This is a genomic window from Dickeya fangzhongdai (genome assembly GCF_002812485.1).
In the GTDB taxonomy this organism is placed as follows: domain Bacteria; phylum Pseudomonadota; class Gammaproteobacteria; order Enterobacterales; family Enterobacteriaceae; genus Dickeya; species Dickeya fangzhongdai.
Window position 1 is genome coordinate 4,265,953 of record NZ_CP025003.1, and the last position, 23,550, is coordinate 4,289,502.

Genomic DNA, 23,550 nt, shown 5'->3' on the forward strand with positions numbered 1-23,550 from the left:
TAACGGCAACGCATAGAAAATGGCGGGGATTTTGCACTGGCGCCACGCCGGTGGCTGATATAGTCTCTGACCGTTTGCCGGCATGATGCCCTTGATGACGGAACACCAGATACCGCGTATGAAAAAAAGTTTTCCAACCCTGCTGGCCTCATTAATTTGGTCGGCGCTGTACAGCCAGCACGCGCTGGCCGATCTCGCCTCTCAGTGTATGTCGGGCGTCCCCGTATATAATCGTCCGCTGGTTAATGGCGACACCAGCCAGTTGCCGGTGCACATCAAAGCCGATCAATCACAGGCTAATTACCCGGATAGCGCCGTTTTTACGGGTAACGTCAACGTCGAGCAGGGCAACCGCGTGCTCACCGCCGATCAGGTACAGCTGCATCAGAAGCCGCAGCCCGGTCAGGCCGACCCTATCCGCACCGTCACCGCCATCGGCAACGTGCATTACGATGACAACCAGGTCATCCTGAAAGGTCCGCGAGCCTGGTCCAATCTCAACACCAAAGATACCGACGTGGAAAACGGCGACTATCTGATGGTGGGCCGTCAGGGGCGCGGCGATGCCGACAAGATGAAGCAGCGTGAAAATAACCGTTACACTATTCTGGATAACGGCTCGTTTACATCCTGTTTGCCCGGTGATGATAGCTGGAGTGTAGTCGGTTCGGAAGTGATCCAGGACCGGCAGGAAGAAGTGGCTGAAATCTGGAACGCCCGCTTCCACATCGCCGGCGTACCCGTGTTCTACAGCCCTTACATGCAACTGCCTATCGGCGATAAGCGCCGTTCCGGTTTCCTGATCCCCAATGCCAAATACGGTAACCGTAATGGTTTTGAACTGATCACCCCTTATTACTGGAACATCGCCCCCAACTACGATGCCACCATCACGCCGCATGTGCAGACCAACCGCGGCATTCAGTGGCAGAACGAGTTCCGTAATCTGTCCCGCTTCGGTTTCAGCGTGGTCGAATTCGACTGGCTGCAAAACGACAGACAGTATAAAAGCGATGTGCTGTCTGGAAAGTCAGGCTACGCGGCTGATGATAATTACAACCGTTGGCTGTTCCACTGGATGCACAGCGGCGTTGTCGATCAGGTCTGGCGTATCAACGTCGATTACACCAAGGTCAGCGATCAGAACTATTTCACCGACCTGGACTCGGTCTACGGCAACACTACCGACGGTTACGCCACCCAGAAGTTCAGCCTGGGTTACGCCACCCGCAACTGGGACGCCACGCTGTCGACCCGCCAGTATCAGATCTTCAGCAACCTGGCTAATCGGGACGTGTACCGGGCCATGCCGCAGTTGGATATCAACTTTGCCAAGAATGATATCGGCCCCTTCGATTTATACCTTTACGGTCAGGCGGCGAAATTTACCAACGTCAACCCGAACATGCCGGACGCTACGCGGCTCCACATTGAGCCGACGCTGTCGTTGCCGCTTTCCAACGGCTGGGCCAGCCTGAATACCGAAACCAAGCTGATGGCCACCCACTATCAGCAGGAAAATCTGGATACTTATAGAAACAACCCCAATAATTCAGCAGAGCAACGATTAGAATCACAACGATTGAAAGACAACGTCAACCGTGTGATGCCGCAGTTCAAAACCGACGGCAAGATGGTGTTTGAACGCAACATGGATTGGGCCAAAGGCTACACCCAAACGCTGGAGCCTCGGGCGCAATACCTGTACGTACCGTACCGCGACCAGTCTACGATCCGCGCTTATGACTCCACGCTGCTGCAGGCGGATTACGCCGGCCTGTTCCGCGATCGCACCTTCAGCGGTCTGGATCGCATCGCGTCCGCCAATCAGGTCTCGACCGGCGTCACCACCCGTTTGTACGACAGCACGCTGGAAGAACGTTTCAACGCCTCGCTGGGGCAAATTTATTACTTTGAACGTCCGCGTACCGGGACTGCGTCCACCATTGACCAGAACGATGACCGTGGCAGCCTGAGCTGGGCAGGAGACTCTTACTGGAAGTTCGCCGACAACTGGGGTATCCGCGGCGGCGCGCAGTATGACCAACGCCTGAAGGATTTCACGCTCGGCGACGCCGTGCTGGAATACCGTGGCGGCGGCGAACGTATGTTCCAGTTGAACTACCGTTTCGCCAGCTCGAAATATATTCAGGCTATGTTGCCGACCGTGACCAACCCTGGCTTCCAGCAAGGCATTTCCCAGATTGGCGCCACCGCCAGCTGGCCGTTGACGGATCGCTGGGCTATCGTGGGCGCTTACTACTACGATACCAAGGCCAACCAACCGGCCGACCAGTTGCTGGGCCTGCAATACAATACCTGCTGCTGGGCGGTGAACGTCGGCTATGAGCGCAAAATCACCAAGTGGGATAGCAACACCAATCAAAGCGTTTACGACAACAAGATTGGCTTCAGCTTTGAACTGCGCGGCCTGAGCAGCAATTACGGTCTGGGTACGGAAAAAATGCTGAAAAACGGTATTTTGCCTTACCAGCGCGCGTTCTGATGAGGTAACGCCGGGAACTCTGGCGGCAATAAACGTCTAATGACCGGTAGCGATTAAACATTTAACCCGCCCTGGCGGATAAAATTAACGGGAAAGGTATGAAGAACTGGAGAGCGCTTGTTCTGGGGCTGGCACTGAGTGCCAACATGGCGTTTGCGGCGCCGCAGGAGGTCAACAAGATCGCCGCGGTCGTCGACAACAGTGTGGTTCTGGAAAGCGATATCAATAGCCTGCTGCAGTCCGTCAAGCTGAACGCGCAAGAAGCCGGTCAACAGTTGCCGGACGACGCCACGCTCCGTCACCAGATTCTGGAGCGCTTGATCATGGATAACATCGTCCTGCAGATGGCGCAGAAGATGGGCGTTCAGGTAACCGACGAGCAACTGGATCGTTCCATCGCCAACATCGCCGCGCAGAACCGCATGAGCGTGGACCAGTTGCGTAGCCGCCTGGCGGCCGAAGGCGTCAGCTTTGATACCTACCGCAACCAGATTCGCAAAGACATGGTCATTGCCGAAGTGCGCAACAGCGAAGTGCGCCGTCGCGTCACCGTGCTGCCGCAGGAAGTGGATTCGCTGGCCCAGCAGATTGCCAGCCAGGGAGCGAGCGGTCCCGAGGTTAACCTGAGCCAGATTCTGATCCCGCTGCCGGAAAACCCGACGCAGGATCAGGTCGACAAAGCGGAAAGCCTGGCTAATCGTCTGGTGAAAGAAGCCTCGCAGGGCGCCGACTTCGGCAAACTGGCCATCACCTACTCCGCCGATCCGCAGGCGCTGAAAGGCGGACAAATGGGCTGGGGCCGTCCGCAGGAATTGCCGTCACTGTTCGCCGAACGTCTGACCAATCCGCAGAAAGGCCAGGTTATCGGGCCGATCCGCTCCGGCGTCGGTTTCCATATTCTGCGCGTCAACGACACCCGCGGCGGCGATCAGTCCGTATCGGTGACCGAAGTTCACGCCCGTCATATTCTGCTGCGTACCTCGGTGGTAATGAACGATGCGCAGGCCAGAGCCAGACTGGAAGACATCGCAAGCCAGATCAAAAGCGGCAAGTTAAGCTTTGCCAACGCCGCCAAACAGCTGTCGCAGGATCCGGGCACCGCCAATCAGGGCGGCGATCTGGGCTGGTCATCGCCGGACATGTATGACCCCTCATTTCGTGACGCGTTGACCCAATTGAAGAAAGGCGAAATCAGCGCGCCGGTGCATTCCTCCTTCGGCTGGCATCTGATTCAGTTGCTGGATACCCGTCAGGTGGACAAGACCGACGCCGCCCAGAAAGATCGCGCCTATCGCATGCTGTTTAACCGTAAATTCGCCGAGGAAGCGCAAACCTGGATGCAGGAAAAACGCGCCGCGGCTTACGTGAAAATCCTGAATGGGCAGAACTGATGCCGACTGAAGCGCTGGTGCAGCGAGTGGTGATCACCCCCGGCGAACCCGCCGGGATTGGTCCTGACCTGGTGGTGGCGCTGGCCCAGCAAAACTGGCCGGTGGAACTGGTGGTGTGCGCTGACGCAGAGCTGCTGTTGAGCCGCGCGCTGGCGCTGAAACTGCCGCTGACGTTACGTGAGTACCAGCCGCACCAGAGTGCGCAGGCGCAGGCCGCCGGGACGCTGACGCTGCTGCCGGTCGCCGCCGACGCCACCGTGGTGCCGGGGCAACTGAACGTGGCGAACAGCCGCTATGTGCTGGACACGCTGACCCGCGCCTGCGACGGTTGCCTGAACGGCGACTTCGCCGCGCTGATCACCGGGCCGGTGCACAAAGGCATCATCAACGAGTCAGGGATTCCGTTTTCCGGCCACACCGAGTTTTTTGCCGAGCGCAGCCACTGCCGGCGTGTGGTGATGATGCTGGCGACCGAGGAGCTGCGCGTCGCGCTGGCGACCACGCATCTGCCGTTGAAAGACGTCGCGGACGCCATCACCCGCGACAGCCTGCATGAAGTGATCACCATTCTGCATCAGGACTTGCAGCGCAAGTTCGGCCTCGCCCAACCGGTCATCTACGTCTGCGGCCTGAATCCGCACGCCGGCGAAGGCGGCCACATGGGACGTGAAGAACTGGATGTCATTATTCCGGCGCTGGATGAACTGCGTCAGTCCGGTATCCAGTTGGTCGGCCCGCTGCCGGCCGACACCTTGTTCCAACCCAAGTATCTCGAACACGCCGACGCCGTACTGGCGATGTATCACGATCAGGGCCTGCCGGTGCTGAAATATCAGGGCTTCGGCCGGGCCGTCAACATCACGCTGGGGCTGCCGTTTATCCGTACTTCCGTCGACCACGGCACCGCACTGGAGCTTGCCGCCAGCGGTCAGGCCGATCCGGGCAGCTTCCGCACCGCATTAAATCTCGCTATCCACATGATTGCTAACCGTAATGAATAATCGCGTCCATCAAGGCCACTTCGCCCGTAAGCGTTTCGGCCAAAATTTTCTCAACGATCAGTTTGTGATCGACAGTATTGTTTCCGCCATCCACCCGCAGCCGGGTCAGGCAATGGTGGAAATCGGCCCCGGTCTGGGGGCGCTCACCATTCCGGTCGGCGAGCGTATCGACCACTTTACCGTGGTGGAACTGGACCGCGATCTGGCCGCCCGGCTGGAGGTTCACCCGACGCTCAGGGACAAGCTGACCATCATCCAGCAGGATGCGATGACGGTGGATTTCGCCGCCCTGTCACAACAGGCGGGACAACCGCTGCGGGTTTTTGGTAACCTGCCGTATAATATTTCGACACCGCTGATGTTCCACCTGTTCAGCTATACTCAGGCTATTCGCGACATGCACTTCATGTTGCAGAAAGAGGTGGTCAACCGGCTGGTGGCGGGGCCGGACAGCAAGGCTTATGGCCGTATAAGCGTGATGGCGCAGTACTATTGTCAGGTGATTCCGGTGCTTGAAGTGCCGCCGACGGCTTTCAAACCGGCCCCGAAAGTGGATTCCGCAGTGGTTCGTCTGGTGCCGCACACCACGTCGCCTTATCCGGTGGTGGATACCCGTATGTTGAGCCGGATTACCACGGAAGCCTTTAATCAGCGACGCAAAACGCTGCGCAACAGTCTGGGCAACCTGTTCACGCCGGAGCAATTGACCGCGCTGGAAGTGGACCCGAACGCCCGGGCGGAAAACGTCACTATTGCGCAATACTGCCGTCTGGCCGAATGGCTGACCGCGCACCCCACATCGCAGGAATAAGCTGGAGTTGTCGTCATGATGAACGCGCCCCGAGTGTGTATACAGGTTCAGAGCTTCTATGTAGAAGCGCAGTCCCAGCCAGAGGAAGGGCGCTTCGTGTTCGCTTACACCATCACTATCCGCAATCTGGGTCGTCATGACGTCAAACTGCTCAGCCGTTACTGGATGATTACCAACGGCAACGGCAAACAAACCGAAGTACAGGGCGAAGGCGTGATCGGCCTGCAGCCCGTGATTCAACCGGGCAATGAATTCCAGTACACCAGCGGCGCCATTCTGGAAACGCCGATGGGCACCATGGAAGGCCATTACCAGATGATTGACCATCAAGGTGAAACATTTCAGGTCCCCATTACGGTATTCCGCCTGGCCATTCCCTCACTGATACACTGAAAGACTATGGCTACCTATCTTGTTGGCGACGTTCACGGCTGCGCCGTCGAACTTAAAGCGCTGCTGGCGCAAGTCGCCTTTGACCCCGAGTATGACACGTTATGGCTGACCGGCGATCTGGTCGCCCGCGGCCCCGATTCGCTGGACGTGCTGCGCTATGTCCGTTCGCTGGGCGATGCGGTGCGCATGGTGCTCGGCAACCACGATTTGCATCTGCTGGCGGTGTACGCCGGCATCAGCCGCAACAAACCCAAAGATCGTCTGGACGCGCTATTGTCGGCGCCGGATGCGGACGACCTGATCAACTGGCTGCGTCGTCAGCCGCTGTTACAGGTGGACGACGAGCGCAAACTGGTGATGTCTCATGCCGGCATCACGCCGCAGTGGGATCTGGACACCGCGAAAATGTGCGCGCGGGAAGTGGAAGCGATCCTCAGCAGCGACAGTTACCCGCTGTTTCTGGACGCGATGTACGGCGACATGCCGAACCACTGGAGTCCGGAACTGAGCGGGCTGGCGCGTTTGCGGTTCAGCACCAACGTATTTACCCGTATGCGTTACTGCTTCTCCGGCGGTCAGCTCGACATGCTGTGCAAGGAGCCGCCGACACAGGCGCCGTCGTTGCTGAAACCCTGGTTTGACCTGCCGGGACCGGTAGCGGCCGAATACGCGATTGCGTTCGGCCACTGGGCGTCGCTGGAAGGCAAAGGCACGCCGGAAGGCATCTACGCGCTGGATACCGGCTGTTGCTGGGGCGGCGTTCTCACCTGCCTGCGCTGGGAAGACCAACGCTACTTCACCCAACCGTCGCTGATGGCGCCGGATACGGAAGCCTTCGCCATCTGATGTAACCGGCGGTTCTGCCGCCGGTCATATTGCCTCTCGCGTGTATCTCGCGCCGTTACGCCCCGATCACGCCGCCGTCTTCACGGGTGATCATGATGACTGAGGAACGGGGCCGCACACTGTTATTCGGGAAATGCGAATCCCCTTTTTCTCCGGGATGCTGCACATTGACGAACATCGTGCGGTAGTCGGACGTGAACGCAATGCCGGTCAGTTCGCAGGATTTCGGACCGACCATAAACCGACGGATCTCGCCGCTGGTCGGGTCGCCCACCAGCATCTGGTTATTCCCCTGCCCGGCAAAATCGCCCTTGTTGCTGTAATTGCCGTCGGTCAGGATCCACAGACGCCCGTCGTGATCGAACCCCAATCCATCCGGGCTGTTGAAACTGTTTTCCGCCGTGATGTTCGGCGTACCGCGATTAATGCCATCCGGATGCGCCACCGGATTACCGCACAGCGCGTACATGTCCCAGTCGAATACGTCCGCCGTCGCATCGCCGTTTTCGTTCCAGCGAATGATCTGGCCGTAGACGTTATTCGGCCGCGGATTGGCCGCATTGATCGGCATACCTTCCTCGCCGCGTTTGCTGTTATTGGTCAGGGTACAATAGGCGCGACCGTCATGCGGGTTGACCGCAATCCACTCCGGGCGATCCATCCGCGTCGCGTTCACCTGCGAGGCGGCTTTGCGGGCAAAAACCAGCACCTCCGCCTGATCGCGGAACCCGTTTTCCGGCGTCAGCCCGTTCTTGCCGAACTCCAGCGCTACCCAGCGCCCTTTGCCTTTCAGCGGCGTGCCGCCCGCATCGCCGTCAAACTGCGCCACATACAGTACGCCGTCATCCAGCAGACGTGCGTTGGCCGAGGGATTAGCGTGATCCACCTTGCCGTTGGAAACGTATTTGTAGATGAACTCGCCGCGCTCATCATCCCCCATGTACACCACCAGATGCCCATTCTTCGCCACCGTCACCGCGGCGTTCTCATGCTTGAAACGCCCCAGCGCGGTACGTTTTACCGGGGTCGATGCCGGATTAAGCGGGTCGATTTCTACAATCCAGCCATGCCGGTTAAATTCATTGGGGTGCTTCGCCACATCGAAACGCTCGTCAAAATCCACCCAGTTGCGTTCCGGTTCATGCACTTTCAGCGTATAGCGCTTCTGTTCCGGCGTGGTGTGGTAATCGGCATGCCGGGTGCCGAAATAGGTATCGAAATTCTCTTCACAAGTCAGATAGGTGCCCCACGGCGTTTTGCCGTTGGCGCAGTTACCGAAGGTGCCCAGCACGTTCATGCCCTGCGGATCCGCCGCCGTTTTCAGCAACGCATGACCCGCCGCCGGGCCGCTGAAGGTCATAACCGTATTGGCGGTAATGCGACGGTTATAACGTGAAGGGCGTTCCACTTCCCAGCGCGCCGAATCGGCTACGCGTTTCACCGCCACGACCGACACGCCGTGCGCCGCCTGAGATTTACGCACATCTTCCAAGCTGGCTGCTTTGGCGCCGCCGTGCGCAAACAGGTATGGCTCGTTCACATATTCGTTGTTGATAGCCATCACGCCGTGACGGTCATCAATCGGGAAAAAACTCATGCCGTCGTTGTTGTCGCCAAACTGCTTTTCCTGATCGATGGCGCTGTTCTTGCCTTCGGCATGAAACGCCGGCGCGCCGTCCACCAGCGGGTCGCCCCAGGAAATCAGCACCTCGGCCCGGTAGCCGGGGGCAATGGCGATATGATCATCGGCAGAGGCGGCAATGCCCTTGAAACCCAACAGTTTGCTACCCGGCGGCTGACCTTCCGCCAGCCCCGTTGCCGGAAAAGACCAGATACCGCCGCCGAGGAAACCGGCCAGTCCCAGCGCCCCCGCATTGCCCAGCAGTTTGCGGCGGGCAGGATTGCTCAGGCGGTCGACATTCAGCTCATCAGTGCTCAGGTGCTCAATCTTGTCGGTCATGTTCGACTACGTCCTCTTGCTTTCGTTCTGGTTCCAGCGCCGTTACCGTCCGGTGCTGAGGCGATGATAAAAAACCAAAGCAGATACTACGCAATGATTGTGACCAATTAGTTACATGTGGATACATTAGGATAACAAAAGAAAAACCCGCTCGATGAGCGGGTTTGATATCGGAAAAGCAGCGGCAATCAGCGGCGTTCGAGGATCTCGAAGCAATAGCTGTGGGAGTTTTGTTCGTCCGCGTCATGGAATTCGCTGAAGGTGGAAACCCACTCGTCCGGCTCGTAATCCGGGAAATGGGTATCGCCTTCCACCTCGGCGTCAATGTGGGTCAGATAGAGACGGCTAGCCTGCGACAGCATCTGCTGATAGATACTGCCGCCGCCGATCACCATCACCTCATCCACGTCGCCGGCCGCCGCCAGGGCTGCGTCCAGCGACGCCACCCAGGTCACACGGTCATCGTCGCCCGGTTGACTGCTCACCACAATATTCAGCCGCCCCGGCAGCGGCCGACCGATGGAGCGGAACGTGTTGCGCCCCATAATCACGGGTTTGCTGAGTGTATTGCGCTTAAACCACGCCAGATCGGCCGGCAAATGCCACGGCATGGCGTTCTCCATACCGATCACACGATCCACTGCCAGTGCGGCAATCAAACTAATCACCATGGTAAAACCCTGCAGGCTACAAAATTGGTGCCACTATACGGAAAGCCCGTTCATGCGTCGATATGATTACCGGGTCGCCGCCCAATATTTAAGAGAACACCGAATCCTTATACCCCCGGCCGTTTGCGATAAATCCAGATCCCCGGCAACGACAGCCCGATGGAGAGCGCGCCGACGATAAAACTGGCCTTCAGGAAGTTGGTGATCAGCGTTTGCATCAACGCTTCGCTGTACCCCTGATGGGAAAGCTGCACCACCGAAATCATCGCGGTATAGGCTGAAATACCGGGGAACATCGGGATTACGGCCGCGACGGTAAACACTTTGGGGTGCGCCAGAAACCAGCGGGACCAGCGAATACCGATGATGCCCACCATGATCGATGCCACGAAGGTCGCCCATTCGATGGGAATACCGAAGTGAATCATCAGAAAACGCGCGCTGTGCCCCAGCCCGCCCAGCAACGCGCAGTAAGGCAATGCCTTCACCGGCACGTTAAATACCATGGCGAACCCCACCGCCGGCACCGCGGCCAGCACCATGTCCTGAATCAGCGCCCAAATCAGTTCAATGCCCATCCGTGCAGCCCCCATACCGCCATTGCCGTTACCACGCCAATACAGGTCGCCAGCGTCAGCAGGCTGGCCATCGTCCAGCGCGCCAGCCCGGTGTTGACATGGCCTTTGAACATATCCGCCACCGCATTAATCAACGGGAAGCCGGGCACCAGCAGCAACACGCTGGCGGCCATCGCCACGGAGGAGCTGTGCTCCAGCCCAGGCACTCGCATCAGCAACCCGGACGCCGACGTCGCCACAAAAGCGGTAATACAGAAGTTAATCAATGGATTGAGATGCCGGCCGGTCAGCACCTGCCGTACATACATCGCCATGCCGCTGGCAATCAGCGTGACCAGAAACGCATCCCAGCCGCCGCCGTTCAGACGGCTGAAGCAGCCGCACGACAGCGCCACGATCGTCACCATCAGCCAGCGCGGATAACGCAGCGGTTTGATATGACTAAAGCGCTTTGCCACCCCGTCCACATCCAGCAGCTTATGTTCAGCCATGATCACCACATGCTGCACCTCGGTCACCACGTGCATATTGATACCGCGATCCACATTTTTACGGGTGGATGTCAGGCAATGCCCCTGCATGATGGTGGTCAGCACAATCGCGTTAGCCGAAATCGAGCTTTCCACACTGTCCATCCCCAGCGCAACGCCGAGCCGCGACGACAACTGCTCGACCAACATACTTTCCGCGCCATGCTGCAACAGCAACAGCGCGCACTGAATACACAACCGGGTGATATCCCGCTGCTGTGTGGTTTCATTTACCATGTTACTTTCCCGTCCCCTGCCTGAATACAACCACTATAAGCGCGGTTTTTATAAGTTTATTAACATTTCAAATCGATGATTGATAGTGCGAAAAAATGCCACCGGCGGTATTATGCCCACCTTTTTCCGTCGGTTCCTTGATTGTCATTCTGAATCCATCATGCTTGAAACCTCTTTATTCGTTGCGACCATCGCCGCGCTGGGGATGATCTCTCCCGGTCCGGACTTCTTTTTGGTGATCAAAAATGCGGTCCGCTACCCGCGGCTGGCCGCCATGATGACCGCTGTCGGCGTCATTGCCGGCGTCGCCACCCACATGGCCTACTGCGTCGCCGGGCTGGCGGTGGTCATCACCACCACGCCCTGGCTGTTCAGCCTGCTGAAATACGTCGGCGCCGCCTACCTGATCTGGCTGGGCATTCAGGCGCTGCGCTCGCGCGGCGGCAACAAGCTGGACCTGTCCGGTCTGGCGCCGCAGCGCGTCGGGCTGTGGAAAGCCTTTATTCAGGGCTACCTCTGCAACCTGCTGAACCCGAAAGCCACGCTGTTTTTCCTGGCGGTGTTTACCCAGGTGTTGAGCCTGAATTCCAGCTTTGGCGAAAAACTGTGGTACGCCGGGATCATCTGGGGACTGACGCTGATTTGGTGGCCGCTGCTGGTTATCCTGATCCAGAGCGAGCCGGTACGTCGCGGCCTGACCAAAGCCCAGAAGCTGATCGACAAACTGCTCGGCGGCGTGTTGATCACCCTCGGTATCAAAGTCGCCTTAAGCTAAACGCGCCCCCTGTATACAGACGAAAAAAAACCGGTCAGACGCAATTGACCGGTTTTATCTTTCACAGAACCGTGCCGGAACCGGCACGGTTTTTTTGTACCGTTACCCCTGAATACGGGCATGCATTTCCTGAACGGAAATCACCTGCTCGGTCGGGTCGGCATTCAGCGACATCGCCGTGGCGAAACCGCCGTTCATGGTGGTGTCGTAGTGCACCTTATACTGCAGCGCGCTGCGGCGAATCAGTTTGGAATCCTCAATCGCCTGACGGCCGGCCGTGGTGTTGACGATGTAGGTGTATTCGCCATTCTTGATGCGATCCTGAATGTGCGGACGGCCTTCATGCACCTTGTTCACCAGACGCGGGTTGATACCGGCTTCGCCCAACACCACGGCGGTGCCGTGGGTCGCGTCCAGTTCAAAACCGTGCTTGAGCAGTTTAGCCGCCAGATCCACCACGCGCGCCTTGTCGCCTTCTCGCACCGACAGCAACGCACGGCCGGTTTTCTTCATCGGCGAGTTGCTGCCCAGCATCGCTTTGGCAAACGCTTCGGCGAAGGTACGGCCCACGCCCATCACCTCGCCGGTGGAGCGCATTTCCGGCCCGAGGATCGGGTCTACGCCCGGGAACTTGTTGAACGGCAACACCACTTCCTTGACGGAGTAGTACGGCGGGATCACCTCTTTGGTGACGCCCTGCTGCGCCAGCGTCTGCCCAACCATCACACGGGCCGCCACTTTCGCCAGCGGCACGCCGGTCGCCTTGGAAACGAACGGTACGGTACGGGCGGCGCGCGGGTTAACCTCAATCAGGTACACTTCGTTGTTCTTCACCGCGAACTGCACGTTCATCAGGCCGCGCACGGAGAGTTCGAACGCCAGTTTTTCTACCTGACGGCGCATCACGTCCTGAATGTCTTTGCTCAGGGTGTAGGCCGGCAGCGAACAGGCAGAGTCGCCGGAGTGCACGCCAGCCTGCTCGATGTGTTCCATGATGCCGCCAATCAGCACGCGCTCGCCGTCGCAGATAGCATCAACGTCCACTTCCACCGCGTCGTCCAGGAAACGGTCCAGCAGTACCGGCGCATCGTTGGACACGCTGACCGCGGTCTGGAAGTAGCGGCGCAAATCGGCTTCGTCGTAAACGATTTCCATCGCGCGGCCGCCCAGTACATAAGACGGACGCACCACCAGCGGATAGCCGATGCCGACCGCTTTTTCCACCGCCTGATCGATGGTGCTGACGGTGGCGTTAGCAGGCTGCTTCAGGCCAAGACGGTTGACCGCCTGCTGGAAGCGCTCGCGGTCTTCCGCGCGGTCGATGGCGTCCGGGCTGGTGCCGATTACCGGCACGCCGGCGGCTTCAAGCTGGCGCGCCAGTTTCAGCGGGGTCTGGCCGCCGTACTGCACGATGACGCCTTTCGGCTGTTCGATACGCACGATCTCCAGCACGTCTTCCAGCGTTACCGGCTCGAAGTACAGGCGATCGGAGGTGTCGTAGTCGGTAGATACGGTTTCCGGGTTGCAGTTGACCATGATGGTTTCATAGCCGTCTTCGCGCAGCGCCAGCGCCGCGTGCACGCAGCAGTAATCGAACTCGATGCCCTGGCCGATACGGTTCGGACCGCCGCCCAGCACCATGATCTTGTCGCGATCCTGATTCGGATTGGCTTCGCACTCCTCGTCATAGGTGGAGTACATGTAGGCGGTATCGGTGGCGAACTCGGCGGCGCAGGTGTCCACGCGCTTGTAGACCGGGTGCAGGTCGTATTTGTAACGCAGCTTGCGGATTTCACCTTCAGACACGCCGGCCAGCTTCGCCAGACGGGCGTCGGCAAAGCCTTTGCGTTTCAGCAGACGCAGGAATTCCTTCGTCAGACCGTTGGCGCCCTGCTCGGCTACCTGCTCTTCCAGACGCACCAGCTCTTCGATTTGCACCAGGAACCAACGGTCGATGTTGGTCAGGTTGAATACGCCGTCAACCGACATCCCGGCGCGGAACGCATCCGCCAGATACCAGATACGGTCGCCGCCGGCGTCTTTCAGCTCGCGGCGGATTTTGGTCAGCGCTTCCGGGTCGTCCAGATCCACTTTCGGATCGAAGCCGGTGGCGCCCACTTCCAGACCGCGCAGCGCTTTCTGCAGCGATTCCTGCTGGGTGCGGCCAATCGCCATCACTTCACCCACGGATTTCATCTGCGTGGTCAGGCGATCGTTGGCGCCGGCGAATTTTTCAAAGTTGAAGCGCGGGATCTTGGTGACCACGTAGTCGATGGACGGCTCGAACGACGCCGGGGTGCGGCCGCCGGTGATGTCGTTCATCAGCTCATCCAGCGTATAGCCGACTGCCAGCTTGGCGGCGATCTTGGCGATCGGGAAGCCGGTGGCTTTGGAGGCCAGCGCCGAAGAGCGGGACACGCGCGGGTTCATTTCGATGACGATCAGACGGCCGGTTTTCGGATTAACCGCGAACTGCACGTTGGAACCGCCGGTTTCCACCCCGATTTCACGCAGTACCGCCATCGAGGCGTTACGCATGATCTGATATTCCTTGTCGGTCAGGGTTTGCGCCGGCGCCACGGTGATGGAGTCACCGGTGTGGATCCCCATCGCGTCGAGGTTTTCGATGGAGCAGACGATGATGCAGTTATCGTTTTTATCCCGCACCACTTCCATTTCATACTCTTTCCAGCCGATCAGCGATTCGTCGATCAGCAGTTCCTTGGTCGGCGACAGATCCAGACCGCGGGTGCAAATCTCTTCGAACTCTTCACGGTTGTAAGCGATGCCGCCGCCGGTGCCGCCCATAGTGAAGGACGGGCGGATAATGCAGGGATAGCCCACGTCCGCCGCCACCGCCAGCGCTTCTTCCATCGTGTGCGCGATGCCGGAACGAGCGGTTTCCAGGCCGATTTTCTTCATTGCGATGTCGAAACGGCGACGATCTTCCGCTTTATCGATGGCATCGGCGGTAGCGCCGATCATGGTCACGCCGAATTCTTCCAGCACGCCCTGACGTTCCAGCTCCAGCGCACAGTTCAGCGCCGTCTGGCCGCCCATCGTCGGCAGCACCGCATCCGGACGCTCTTTTTCGATGATTTTGCGCACCACTTCCCAGTGGATCGGTTCAATATAGGTGGCGTCGGCCATCTCCGGGTCGGTCATGATAGTGGCCGGGTTGGAGTTCACCAGAATCACGCGGTAGCCTTCTTCGCGCAGCGCTTTACACGCCTGAGCGCCGGAGTAGTCAAACTCGCACGCCTGACCGATCACGATCGGGCCGGCACCGAGAATCAGGATACTTTTTATGTCTGTACGTTTTGGCATTTTTCGCTCCTGCGAACCCGTTTACTCACCGCCGCGCCGGCGTTTTCGCCTTGTACTTTTATCGCAGCGTGACTAAACGGATTCTGATTATTTGGTATGGCTACGGTAAGACTCAATCAGCTCGATGAAGTGATCGAACAGCGGCGCGGCGTCATGGGGGCCGGGGCTGGCTTCCGGGTGACCCTGGAAGCTGAACGCCGCTTTATCGGTGCGGTGAATGCCCTGCAGCGAACCGTCGAACAGCGACTTGTGCGTCGCGCGCAGCGTGGCGGGCAGAGACGTCTCATCTACCGCAAACCCGTGGTTTTGTGCGGTGATCATCACCCGATTGCCGTCCAGATCTTTGACCGGATGGTTGCCGCCGTGGTGGCCGAATTTCATTTTGATGGTTTTAGCGCCGCTGGCCAGCGCCAGCAACTGGTGGCCCAGACAGATGCCGAACACCGGAATCTCGGTTTCCAGGAAGGCTTTGATCGCGTTGATGGCGTAATCGCACGGCTCCGGGTCGCCGGGGCCGTTGGACAGGAAAATGCCGTCCGGATTCAGTTTCAGCACGTCTTCCGCCGGGGTTTGCGCCGGCACGACGGTCAGGCGGCAGCCGCGATCCACCAGCATACGCAGGATATTGCGCTTCACGCCATAATCGTACGCCACCACGTGGTACGGCAGTTCACTCTCTTCTTTCGCCGCCGGCAGCTCGCCTTCCAGCGTCCAACTGCCCTGTAGCCAGCTATAGCTGGAACGGGTGGTGACTTCTTTCGCCAGATCCATACCTTTCAGGCCGGGGAAGGCTTTGGCCTTTTCCAGCGCCAGCGCCGCATCCGGCGCATCGCCCGCGATGATGCAGCCGTTCTGCGCGCCTTTTTCACGCAGCAGTCGCGTCAGTTTGCGGGTGTCGATATCCGCAATCGCCACGATGTTGTTGCGCTTGAGGTAATCAGACAGGCTTTCTTCGCTGCGGTAGTTGCTGGCAATCAGGGGTAAATCGCGGATAACCAGGCCCTGAGCATGAACGGCGGGGGATTCTTCATCGGCTTTATTGGCGCCGACATTACCGATATGGGGATAAGTAAGAGTGACAATCTGGCGGGAATAGGAAGGATCAGTGAGGATTTCTTGATAACCGGTCATTGACGTATTGAAAACCACTTCCCCCACCGCCGTTCCCTCTGCCCCAATGGCCCGACCGTGGAATTGGGTTCCGTCTTCCAGAACCAATAGCGCTGACTTAATCAAAACACCCTCCAAGGAATAAAAAATCACGTTATTTGCATATTAATTCAGATTTGACGTACTAAATCAATGCAAAAACCACCTGTAAGGCAAATTTTTGGCAAATTGCGCGCATTTTAATGAGGCCCCTGACCGTTGTCTAGCCAAACCGGATTTTTTTTCACTATTTTATGGCTTCAGGAGCTAATGTGCGGTCATACCCGCAAAAACACACATCAACTATCGGAAGTAAACGGTTGCCAGCGCCAATGAGTGATGAAATGATTAAAATCACGCCAAAAACGGCAACCGGAATCGTAAATGGCTAACGCACACCGGAGAAAAAGACAGATAACACCGATAAAAATCGGTTTTGATGAAAAATAAATACCAAACCAACATTTTCACATAAAAACAATGGCGCCAAACTTAGCGCCATTAAAATCAATAGATTAAAGACAGGAAGATTTTCACCTGTTATATATCATCAAGCCCCAGCACATCTCTCATATCAAAAAGACCATGATTACGAGAGCTTACCCACAATGCGGACCTGACTGCGCCATTTGCAAACGTCATTCGGCTGGAAGCCTTGTGCGTTATCTCTATACGCTCACCGACATCCGCAAACATAGCGGTATGTTCGCCCACGATATCGCCGGCCCGAATGGTGGCAAAACCGATGCTTTTCGGCTCACGTTCGCCGGTATAGCCTTCACGTGCATAAACCGCGCATTGCTTCAGATCGCGGCCCAGCGCCCCGGCGATCGCTTCGCCCATCGCCAGCGCGGTGCCCGACGGCGCATCGACTTTGTGGCGGTGGTGCGCTTCAATGATTTCAATGTCCGTGTAGTCGCCCATCACTTTGGCCGCTTTTTCCAGCAGCTTGAGCAACACGTTCACCCCAACGCTAAAGTTGGCGGCAAATACAATCCCAATGTCGGCGGCGGCCTGCTGGATCGCGGCTTTACCCTGATCGTCAAACCCCGTGGTGCCAATCACCATCCCTTTACCGTGCTGACGACAAAAAGCCAGGTGGCTCAGCGTGCCTTCCGGACGGGTGAAATCGATAAATACATCGAAATCGTCAACGACCGCCTCAAGACTGCTTTGTACGGTGACATCCGTTTTACCTGCGCCGGCCAGTTCTCCCGCATCGCTGCCCAGCAGGGACGAACCTTCACGTTCCAGCGCAGCACCCAGCACTACGCCATCCATCTGCAACGCAGCCTGAATCAACTGCCGTCCCATGCGGCCACCCGCTCCCGCGATGGCGACGCGGATTTGTGCATCACGCATATTCGTACTCTTTATCTGTTGATGAATGAGAAAACGTTATCAGGTTAACCAGCCCGGCCAAGGGCTGCCAGCCGAAAACGCCAATAATTAGAAATTTATGACAAAACAGCGGAGATATCAGTAAAAGCTATCGATTAGCCAGAGCCTTCCGGCCGCCGCGGTTATCCACCGCCGGCGAGTAAACTGCCCCCGCAGGTATTCATATCGCCAGCGCCTATTCATGACGCTGGCCGACGGCGCATCGTTACGAGACAGCTTAGGGCGCCAGCGCCAACACCTGCGCCACCCAGGCGCGGAAACCGTCCACATCCAGCGCTAACGCCACCTGTGCGTTGGCCAGGCGATTCAGCCGATGTTGAAGATCCACCACTGTGGTGCCCGCGGTGTACTCGCCCCGGGTTTCCACCGCCACAAAACAGTGTGCCAGAGTAAACAACGCCGGTTTCACCAGATAAGCAATAGCGCATAGATCATGCATACGCAAACCGGTCGCCATGCTGCCGCTGCGGTAGTGACTGAACAACGCATGAAGCATGGCGCCCGTTTGGTTAAGCCCCGGCAACGTTTCCAGGTAATCCGGCGCCAGCACCGCGTTATTGGTGACGTCCAGACCGCACATCACAATGTCGATTCCGCTGTCGAACACCCGCCCTGCCGCTTCCGGGTCAATCGCGATATTGAATTCCGCATTCGGCGTAAAGTTACCGCGTCCTGACGAACCGCCCATCATCACCAGACGCTTGATGTTGTTTTTACATTGCGGGTATTGGGTCAGCAGCAGTGCGACATTGGTGAGCGGCCCAATGGTGACCAGCGTTACCGGCTCGGCGCTGCTGATCAGGCATTCATACATCGCCTGCACGGCGGGCTTTTCCAGCGCTACCCGGTCATGCGCCACAAAGTCGTACCCCGCCATCCCGGACTCGCCGTGGACGTAGGCCGCATCACGCAACGCGCGCGTCAGCGGCGTCGCCGCGCCTTGTGCGACCGGCACCGTCGAGCCCCAAAAATGCAGCAGTTGCAGCGCATTGCGGGTGGTTTTTTCCACATCCACATTTCCCGCCACCGTGGTGACGAGCTTCAGCTCCAGTTCAGGCGCGAACAAGGCGGCGGCGATAGCAACGGCATCGTCAATGCCCGGGTCGGTATCCAGAATAATGGGGATTCGGTTCATGAGCTTGCTCCCAAAAAAATGCCAGGCGATTTTCATCGTCTGGCATCTTCTCATAATGATAAGGCGAACGTGTTATTCCACTTCACGAACGTCCATACGCAGTTCCTTCGGCACTTCAAACACGATGTTCTCTTCGCGCCCCTGCATCTCCATCGCGATCTGTCCGCCCATGTTCTGCAGGCGTTTGATCACCTGCTGAACCAGCACGTCCGGCGCGGAAGCGCCAGCCGTAACCCCGACACAGGCGACATTCTTCAGCCACTCTTCCTGAATATCATCAGCGGAGTCAATCAGATAAGACGGTTTGCCGACGCGCTGCGCCAGCTCGGCCAAACGATTGGAATTGGAGGAGTTTTTCGAGCCGACCACCAGCACCACGCTGGCTTCCGCCGCCAGATTACGCACCGCTTCCTGACGGTTGGTGGTGGCATAGCAAATATCGTCCTTGCGCGGCCCGATAATCTGCGGGAAACGCGCCCGCAGCGCATCGATCACCGCCGAGGTATCATCTACCGACAAAGTGGTCTGGGTCATGAAGCAAAGGTTGGATTCGTCTTTCACCCGCAACGCCCAGACATCCTCGGGACCTTCCACCAGATACATGCCGCCGTTCGGGTTGTTGTACTGGCCCATGGTGCCTTCCACTTCGGGATGCCCGGCATGGCCGATCAGGATCGCTTCCGTTCCCTTGCGGCTGGCGCGCGCCACTTCCATATGCACTTTGGTCACCAGCGGACAGGTAGCGTCGAAAACGGTCAGTTCCCGGCTTTTGGCTTCCGCCCTCACCGCCTGCGATACGCCATGCGCGGAAAAAATCAGAATAGCGCCATCCGGCACGTCTTCGATTTGCTCGATGAAGATGGCGCCGCGCTCGCGCAGCCCTTCCACCACATAGCGGTTATGCACCACTTCATGACGGACGTAAATCGGCGCGCCGTAGACTTCCAGCGCCCGCTCGACAATGCTGATGGCGCGATCGACGCCAGCGCAAAATCCACGGGGATTAGCCAGCAGGATTTTCATGCGTTGCCTCCGTCTGAAGGGGGATGAATCTCCAGTACTTCCACGTCAAACGTGATGGTGTGCCCGGCCAGCGGATGGTTGAAATCCACCGTTACCGACTCTTCCGTCACGTCGCGGATAATGCCCGGCATATCGTTACCGGCCATGCCGCTGAACAGCATGATGGTGCCCACTTCGGGCACCCCGGTCTGCGCAAAGTCGCGACGCAAAAAGAACTGGATCAGGTCCGGATTCGAGGGACCGAACGCCGACTCCGGCGGCAGACTAAACTGGCGCCGGTCGCCGACCCGCAGGTCCAGCAACTGGGCCTCCAGCGCTGCCGACAGACTGCCGTCGCCCAGCCGGAACATCGCCGGCTTGCCGCTTTCGCGCGTCGCTTCCGCCACGGAACCGTCTTCCAGCATCAGCGTAAAATGTACCAGCACTTCACCGCCGTTTGTCACGAATTCCGTCATGCGTTATTTACCTTCCGCCTGCTTTTTTTGCGGAGAAGCCAGAAACCCCTCCAACACAATCAGCAGTGCGCCGACCACAATCGCGCTATCCGCCAGATTAAACGTCGGGTAATGCCAGTTGCCGACATAAAAATCCAGAAAATCGATCACATAACCATGTACCAGTCGATCGGCCAGATTGCCGATCGCGCCGCCGATAATCAGCGAATACGCAATATTATTCAGCTTCTGGCTGGCGCTGGAACGATGCATCATCGCCAGCAGCGCCACAATAATCACCAACGCGATCACGGCAAACAGCCAGCGCTGCCAGCCGCCTTTGTCCGCCAGGAAGCTGAACGCCGCGCCATAGTTATGGGCGTAGGTAAAATTGAAGAATGGCACCAACGATACCGATTCGCCCAGCTGAAAGTGGGTCATCACCCACTGTTTGCTGCCCAAATCGACCACCAGTACTAGTGCGGCCAGCCACAGCCAGCGCAGACCCGTTGCTCCAATAGATTTACTCATCAGACAAATTTACGCTCTTCGCCATTGCCGCCAACATTGGTCGCACAGCGACCACACACCTCTGGATGCGCGGCATCGCTGCCGATATCCGTTTCATAGTGCCAACAACGCGGGCATTTCTCCCCGTCGGCCTTACTAAGGACAACTTTCAGGCCGGGTAATTCACTCTGCTGGGCATCCGCCGGCGCATTTTCGTAATGTTCCAGACGCGCTTTGGAGGTTAACAAGGCAAAGTGCAGTTCGCCTTGCAGGCTGTTGAGCTGCGTAAACAGTGCGTCGTCGGCATATAACGTCACCGCGGCTTCCAATGAACCGCCGATGCGCTTGTCGTTACGCGCCTGCTCGATCACCTTGTTCACTTCGCCGCGCACGTTCAGCATGTCGGCCCAGAAGGCATCGTTCATCGGCTCGCTGTCGGCCAGCCCGAACAAACCGTCATACCACTCTTCGGTGAAGACAAACTGCGCGCGCTCGCCCGGCAGATAAGCCCAGATCTCATCCGCAGTAAAGGAGAGGATCGGCGCCATCCAGCGTACCAGCGCTTCGGCAATATGGAACAGCGCGGTCTGGCAACTGCGGCGCGCCACGCTGTCGTGCTTCGCGGTGTACTGGCGGTCCTTGATGATATCCAGATAGAACGACCCCATCTCGATGGAGCAAAACTGCATCAAACGCTGCACCACACGGTGGAAATCGTAGCTCTCATAGGCTTCGACAATTTCGTCCTGCGCGGCTTTGGCGCAGCCCACCGCCCAGCGATCCAGCACCACCATGTCTTCCGGTTTCACCGTATGCTGCGCCGGATCGAAACCATTCAGGTTGGCCAGCAGGAAACGCGCGGTGTTACGGATACGACGGTAGGCGTCGGCGGAACGCTTGAGGATCTCGTCGGACACCGCGATCTCGCCGGAATAATCGGTAGAACCGATCCACAAACGCAGAATATCGGCGCCCAGCTTATCCATCACGTCCTGCGGGCTAACGGTGTTGCCGATGGATTTCGACATCTTGCGGCCCTGACCGTCCACGGTGAAGCCGTGGGTCAGTACCTGACGGTACGGCGCCTTGCCTTTGATAGCGGTAGAAATCATCAGCGAGGACATGAACCAGCCGCGATGCTGGTCGGAACCTTCCAGATACATATCCGCCGCATGGCCGCTGAATTCCGGACGCACATCCACCACCGAAGCGTGGGTCGATCCGGAATCGAACCAGACATCCAGCGTATCCGGCACTTTTTCATAATCGGCGGCGTCCGCGCCCAGCAGGTCAGCCGGGTTCAAATCCCACCATGCCTGAATGCCGTCCTGTTCGACGCGTTTTGCCACCGCTTCGATCAATTCGGTCGTGCGCGGATGCAGCGCCTGCGTCTCTTTGTGAACGAACAGCGACATCGGCACGCCCCAGGTACGCTGACGGGAGATACACCAGTCAGGACGGTTCGCCACCATGGATTCAATGCGCGCCTGACCCCAGTCCGGGATCCACTGCACGCCCTTGATTTCGGACAGCGACTGTTTACGCAGACCATTCTGATCCATGCTCACAAACCACTGCGGCGTGGCGCGGAACAGGATCGGCGACTTGTGGCGCCAGCAGCAAGGGTAGCTGTGCTGCAGTTTTTCATCATGCAGCAGCGCGCCGCGCTCACGCAGCAGCTCGACAATCTTGTCGTTGGCTTTGAACACGAACAGGCCATCCAGCCCCGGGAACGTGCCCGGCAGGTAGCAACCGTTCGGCCCGACCGGGTTGGCGATTTCCAACTGGTATTTCTGGCTGATGACATAGTCGTCAGGACCGTGGCCGCCGGCGGTATGTACCGCACCGGTACCCGCGTCCAGCGTAACGTGATCGCCCAGGATGGCAGGCACGTCGAAACCCATGAACGGATGACGGAAGCGCAGCAGTTCCAGATCGCTGCCTTTGACGGTGTGACCCAGACGGGCGCTGACGTCGCTCCCGGCAATGCGTTTAGCGACCGCGTCGGCCAGCCCTTCGGCAACAATGATGGCTTTGCCGGCCACCTGAATCAGCACGTAGTCAATCTCGGCGTTCAGGGCAATGGCGCGGTTGGCCGGCAACGTCCAGGGGGTGGTGGTCCAGATGACCAGCGCGACATCGCCGTTTACCGCATCGTCGGTCAGGCCGAATTTCGCCAGCACCGCCGCGCGATCGACCGCGTTGAACGCCACATCAATCGCCGGAGAAGTTTTGTCGTAATACTCCACTTCCGCTTCCGCCAGCGCGGAACCGCAGTCGGCGCACCAGTGCACCGGCTTGGCGCCCTTGTGCAGATGGCCGTTTTCGATGATGCGGCCCAGCGCACGAATAATGTTGGCTTCGGTTTTGAAATCCATCGTCAGGTACGGACGATCCCAGTCGCCCAGCACGCCCAGACGGATAAAGTCTTTCTTCTGCCCGGCAACCTGCTCGGCGGCATACTTGCGGCACTCTTCGCGGAACTGCGCGGCGCTCACCTTCTCGCCCGGCTTGCCCACCAGTTGTTCTACTTTCAGTTCGATCGGCAGGCCGTGACAGTCCCAGCCCGGCACGTACGGCGAATCATAGCCGGACAGCCCTTTGGACTTGATAATAATGTCTTTGAGAATCTTGTTAACCGAGTGACCAATGTGAATGTTGCCGTTCGCATACGGCGGGCCATCGTGAAGGATAAAGGTTTTTTTACCCTTCTTGGCGCCACGAATAATCCCGTACAAATCCTGCTCATACCAACGTTTCAGCATGTCAGGTTCGCGCTTGGCCAAATCGCCACGCATCGGGAACCCTGTTTCCGGCAAATTCAGGGTAGTTTTATAGTCACTCATTCGCTTCTCGATTTCGTTTTCGGCTA

Annotated in this window: 19 protein-coding genes; 7 read left to right on the forward strand and 12 right to left on the reverse strand. The window is 58.1% G+C overall.

Going from position 1 to position 23,550, the window contains the following annotated elements:
- The first annotated feature begins 82 nt into the window (after positions 1-82).
- The 6 genes from lptD (at position 83) to apaH (ending at position 6,948) form a co-directional block, all read left to right on the forward strand.
- On the forward strand, positions 83-2,506 hold the full coding sequence (gene lptD / locus CVE23_RS19095) for an LPS assembly protein LptD (RefSeq protein WP_082170982.1): 2,424 nt from the start codon (positions 83-85) through the stop codon (positions 2,504-2,506).
- A gap of 98 nt (positions 2,507-2,604) precedes the next feature.
- Positions 2,605-3,897: a peptidylprolyl isomerase SurA gene (gene surA / locus CVE23_RS19100; RefSeq protein ID WP_038920258.1), complete on the forward strand. Its 1,293-nt coding sequence runs from the start codon at positions 2,605-2,607 to the stop codon at positions 3,895-3,897.
- Positions 3,897-4,898 (forward strand): 4-hydroxythreonine-4-phosphate dehydrogenase PdxA, encoded by a 1,002-nt coding sequence (gene pdxA / locus CVE23_RS19105; protein ID WP_100850166.1) that lies wholly within the window; start codon positions 3,897-3,899, stop codon positions 4,896-4,898. Before surA ends, pdxA begins: the two co-directional genes overlap by 1 nt.
- On the forward strand, positions 4,891-5,709 hold the full coding sequence (rsmA, locus tag CVE23_RS19110; protein ID WP_100850167.1) for a 16S rRNA (adenine(1518)-N(6)/adenine(1519)-N(6))-dimethyltransferase RsmA: 819 nt from the start codon (positions 4,891-4,893) through the stop codon (positions 5,707-5,709). The genes pdxA and rsmA overlap by 8 nt, the downstream gene beginning before the upstream one ends.
- A gap of 15 nt (positions 5,710-5,724) precedes the next feature.
- Entirely contained in the window at positions 5,725-6,102 is a 378-nt protein-coding gene (gene apaG, locus CVE23_RS19115; RefSeq protein WP_038665589.1) for a Co2+/Mg2+ efflux protein ApaG, read from the forward strand.
- A 6-nt stretch (positions 6,103-6,108) separates the two neighbouring features.
- A complete protein-coding gene (gene apaH / locus CVE23_RS19120; RefSeq protein ID WP_100850168.1) occupies positions 6,109-6,948 on the forward strand; it encodes a bis(5'-nucleosyl)-tetraphosphatase (symmetrical) ApaH in 840 nt (279 codons plus the stop codon).
- Positions 6,949-7,003: 55 nt separating this feature from the next.
- On the opposite strand, the gene CVE23_RS19125 is transcribed toward apaH, so the two are convergent.
- The 4 genes from CVE23_RS19125 to CVE23_RS19140 all read right to left on the reverse strand — a co-directional run bounded on the left by CVE23_RS19125 (position 7,004) and on the right by CVE23_RS19140 (position 10,924).
- On the reverse strand, positions 7,004-8,908 hold the full coding sequence (locus tag CVE23_RS19125) for a PhoX family protein (RefSeq protein WP_100850169.1): 1,905 nt from the start codon (positions 8,906-8,908) through the stop codon (positions 7,004-7,006).
- A gap of 188 nt (positions 8,909-9,096) precedes the next feature.
- Entirely contained in the window at positions 9,097-9,576 is a 480-nt protein-coding gene (gene folA, locus CVE23_RS19130) for a type 3 dihydrofolate reductase (RefSeq protein ID WP_174213778.1), read from the reverse strand.
- Positions 9,577-9,686: 110 nt separating this feature from the next.
- Positions 9,687-10,157, reverse strand: a complete 471-nt coding sequence (locus tag CVE23_RS19135) for a threonine/serine exporter (RefSeq protein ID WP_024107322.1) — start codon at positions 10,155-10,157, stop codon at positions 9,687-9,689.
- Positions 10,142-10,924 (reverse strand): threonine/serine exporter family protein, encoded by a 783-nt coding sequence (locus CVE23_RS19140; protein WP_038665576.1) that lies wholly within the window; start codon positions 10,922-10,924, stop codon positions 10,142-10,144. The genes CVE23_RS19135 and CVE23_RS19140 overlap by 16 nt, the downstream gene beginning before the upstream one ends.
- A gap of 160 nt (positions 10,925-11,084) precedes the next feature.
- Here CVE23_RS19140 and CVE23_RS19145 point away from each other — a divergent pair, with 160 nt between their 5' ends.
- Entirely contained in the window at positions 11,085-11,699 is a 615-nt protein-coding gene (locus tag CVE23_RS19145; RefSeq protein WP_049854697.1) for a LysE family translocator, read from the forward strand.
- Between the two features lie 102 nt (positions 11,700-11,801).
- On the opposite strand, the gene carB is transcribed toward CVE23_RS19145, so the two are convergent.
- From carB to ileS, 8 genes are all read right to left on the reverse strand, one after another.
- A complete protein-coding gene (carB, locus tag CVE23_RS19150; RefSeq protein ID WP_100850170.1) occupies positions 11,802-15,026 on the reverse strand; it encodes a carbamoyl-phosphate synthase large subunit in 3,225 nt (1,074 codons plus the stop codon).
- Positions 15,027-15,113: 87 nt separating this feature from the next.
- Positions 15,114-16,262, reverse strand: coding sequence for a glutamine-hydrolyzing carbamoyl-phosphate synthase small subunit (carA, locus tag CVE23_RS19155; RefSeq protein WP_038921124.1), 1,149 nt, complete (start codon positions 16,260-16,262; stop codon positions 15,114-15,116).
- A 453-nt stretch (positions 16,263-16,715) separates the two neighbouring features.
- Positions 16,716-17,537, reverse strand: a complete 822-nt coding sequence (dapB, locus tag CVE23_RS19160; protein ID WP_038920265.1) for a 4-hydroxy-tetrahydrodipicolinate reductase — start codon at positions 17,535-17,537, stop codon at positions 16,716-16,718.
- Positions 17,538-17,793: 256 nt separating this feature from the next.
- Complete coding sequence (gene rihC / locus CVE23_RS19165; RefSeq protein ID WP_100850500.1) at positions 17,794-18,711, reverse strand: ribonucleoside hydrolase RihC; 918 nt, start codon at positions 18,709-18,711, stop codon at positions 17,794-17,796.
- Positions 18,712-18,783: 72 nt separating this feature from the next.
- Positions 18,784-19,734, reverse strand: coding sequence for a 4-hydroxy-3-methylbut-2-enyl diphosphate reductase (gene ispH / locus CVE23_RS19170; protein WP_100850171.1), 951 nt, complete (start codon positions 19,732-19,734; stop codon positions 18,784-18,786).
- Positions 19,731-20,189, reverse strand: coding sequence for an FKBP-type peptidyl-prolyl cis-trans isomerase (gene fkpB, locus CVE23_RS19175; RefSeq protein ID WP_038920267.1), 459 nt, complete (start codon positions 20,187-20,189; stop codon positions 19,731-19,733). The genes ispH and fkpB overlap by 4 nt, the downstream gene beginning before the upstream one ends.
- Before the next feature lie 3 nt (positions 20,190-20,192).
- Positions 20,193-20,699 carry a signal peptidase II gene (gene lspA / locus CVE23_RS19180; protein WP_038920268.1) on the reverse strand — a complete coding sequence of 169 codons (507 nt, stop codon included), beginning with the start codon at positions 20,697-20,699 and terminating at the stop codon, positions 20,193-20,195.
- Complete coding sequence (gene ileS / locus CVE23_RS19185; protein ID WP_049854699.1) at positions 20,699-23,524, reverse strand: isoleucine--tRNA ligase; 2,826 nt, start codon at positions 23,522-23,524, stop codon at positions 20,699-20,701. The genes lspA and ileS overlap by 1 nt, the downstream gene beginning before the upstream one ends.
- Positions 23,525-23,550 lie beyond the last annotated feature (26 nt).